Origin of the sequence: Planococcus soli, from assembly GCF_016881065.1 — a bacterium.
Classification (GTDB): Bacteria; Bacillota; Bacilli; order Bacillales_A; family Planococcaceae; genus Planococcus; species Planococcus soli.
Genome location: NZ_WXYN01000044.1, coordinates 1 through 2,600, shown reverse-complemented (window position 1 = coordinate 2,600; position 2,600 = coordinate 1). Strand labels below are relative to the sequence as shown.

The following is a 2,600-nucleotide window of genomic DNA, read 5'->3' as shown; positions in this document are numbered from 1 at the left end:
TGAGTATTGCGGAACGAAAAAGCCACTTGTGCGGAGTTTTGAGCCACCAATTGCGGAGAATGAGGCCAGTGAATGCATAGAAGAGAGCCACTGGTTAAATTTCGCCAGTGACTCTCTTCTTTTATATGATGATCAACGAGGAGCGACTAGACTGTGTCGTTCACGCATTGAGATGTCGCCATCGAGCAGTATTTTATAGGAGTCATGGACAATCCGGTCGAGAATCGCATCAGCCACCTGGGCTTGTCCCAGTTTGGAATGCCACCCTTCGGGCGAGAATTGTGAACAGAAGATGGTAGAAGTCCGTTTGAGCCTCGCGTCGATAATTTCTAAAACATGGAGCACTTGATCTTGAGTCAGCTCACTCAGGAGCCATTCATCCACTATCAATAAATCAATGGATCTGTATTTTTGAATCAGTTTGCGAAAACTTCCGTCTGCCTCATGTTTGGCAACGGCAAGTTCATCCAGCAGTTCGGGTAATCGAATATATTTTACCTTGTAGAACTGCCGGCAGGCCTGAATGCCGAAGGCATTTGATATCCATGTTTTCCCGTTGCCTGAAGCACCCATGAGGATAATGTTATGATGCTTCTGAAGATAGGTGCCCGACGCCAGTTCTAAGATTAACTGCTTATCCAACTTGCGGTCAGCGTGATACTCGATCAGTTCTACGGCTGCGCTCGAGTCATCAAACGTGGCCTGTTTAATCAGTCGATCCAGCTTATTCGATCTTCTGCGATCATATTCCGTATCCACCAACAGGTTAAAGCGGTCATCAAAATCCATGCCTTGGAAATCTTTATTTTCATTCTGTAGTTGATATAAGTCCGCCATTCCACTCATCTTCATGTCCATTAATTTTCGTAAGGTTTCTTGATTGATCATTTTTTATCCCTCCCAAAATAGGTAGCGCCTCTGGTAAACCCATAGTCCTCTGTCTGTGGTTCCCGAACCAGCTGTTTATCCGCTTGCTTTTTCTTCTGTCTCTCCAGGATGCTTTTTAGAACGGCAACGGTGGGATGAGAGGAGATCTCCAGTAACGTCTTGGTCGCTTCCTCAAGCTCCGTATCCGTCCTTTTAGAAGCCGTGCTTCTCAATCCGTTCAATATATTCAAAGCTTTCTTTTCAACATTCGTTTTTAGGATATGCTCAACTAAACGTTCCATGTTCGGTCCGATGGTCTTCGCCCATTTCCGGTTGTTTTCTGGATTATGGTCGAGATAAAGCCGATGATGGTCTGGCATATGATCTGGATTTGTGGCATACGGATGTTCCGATTTCTGTTTGCGTGGATGGGATGCAATCCGCACATCTTTAAAGTACAATTCAATTACATCCGCAGTGATTCGGACATCGACATCCTCGCGGACGTATTCATAGGGGACGGAATAGAACTTATAGTCCACTTGAACATGGTAGTTCGGTTGGACTTTGGCAGTTGCCCATTCCGTCATCTTGAACCGTGTTAGAGGCAGAGGGTGAAGGTGGCTCTTCTCCTCTTCTTCAAACACTTTGAACCGAGAACCCTCGCGCTTCTGAAAGTTCATCGTATTGATTTCTTCCAGCTTTTCAAAGATCCGCGCATTCAAATCCTCTAGATGGAAACACTGATAGTTGCGTAATGATGCAATGACCTGCCTCGATATGTATCCGACAGTTCCTTCTACACTCGCTTTGTCTTTCGGCTTTCTGACGCGACTGGGCACCACAACCGCCCGGTAATAATCGGCTAATTCCCGATAAGCTTCATTGATCATCGGATCGCCCCGGTGGGGCTTCGTTACGCCCGTTTTCAAGTTATCAGGTACCAAGACCTCCGTAACGCCCCCAAAATATTCGAATGCATGAATATGTGCACTCAGCCAGGAAGTTGATTTCATATCAAGAAACGCCTCTACATAACTCAACTGACTGTAGGGAAGAGTTGCGATGAACACATACGCTGGTATATTCTCGCCAGTCGAATTATCCATGATTTTAAGCGTCGTTCCTGCCCAGTCCACCTCTAAGACCTCGCCTGGCTTTTTTCTGATTGGCATGGTCAGCTTATGCTTCTTTGCGAAATTCCCATATTTTTCAGCGAATGTTCGATAGGCATAAGGGACTTTTTCATCTTCTCTCGCTGCACTTGCATATTCGTGGTGCAGAAGCGTTAGGGTGACATTTTTCTTTTGAAGTTCTTTGTGAACCCACTCAAAATCAACAGGGCAGTATCCTTTTTCAATCGCTTGTTTCTCAGGGAACAAGTAAGTCGAAAGCCACTGATTGTTCATGGCGTCCTCTAAGCCATTCAATCCTCTTTCTTTAGCCCGTTGGACAACTTCAGCGATTGTATTTCGCGAGTGCCCGGTACTGGAACTGATCGTCCTCTGGCTTATGCCATCGAACTCCATCCCCAGAATCTTCCGATAATTGACCATAAAAAAATCCTCCTTCTACACAAGTGTCATGCTTTTAGGCATGCCCCTTAAGTATACCGGAGGTATTTATCGTGAAAATGTGTTTGTGGCTCTCTACTCCGCAAACGGTGGCTCTATCTTCCGCAAATGATGGTTTGATTTTACGCATATGTGGCTCATTCACTATGCAATATTCAA

At 45.4% G+C, this 2,600-nt stretch carries 2 protein-coding genes; both read right to left on the bottom strand.

Annotation, left to right across the window (positions count from 1 at the left end):
- Positions 1–132: 132 nt before the first annotated feature.
- The gene (gene istB / locus GJB59_RS13715) at positions 133–888 is read right to left on the bottom strand and encodes an IS21-like element helper ATPase IstB (protein ID WP_142825871.1); all 756 of its coding nucleotides are present in this window, start codon (positions 886–888) and stop codon (positions 133–135) included.
- Positions 885–2,423, bottom strand: a complete 1,539-nt coding sequence (gene istA / locus GJB59_RS13710) for an IS21 family transposase (RefSeq protein ID WP_142825872.1) — start codon at positions 2,421–2,423, stop codon at positions 885–887. The genes istB and istA overlap by 4 nt, the downstream gene beginning before the upstream one ends.
- Positions 2,424–2,600 lie beyond the last annotated feature (177 nt).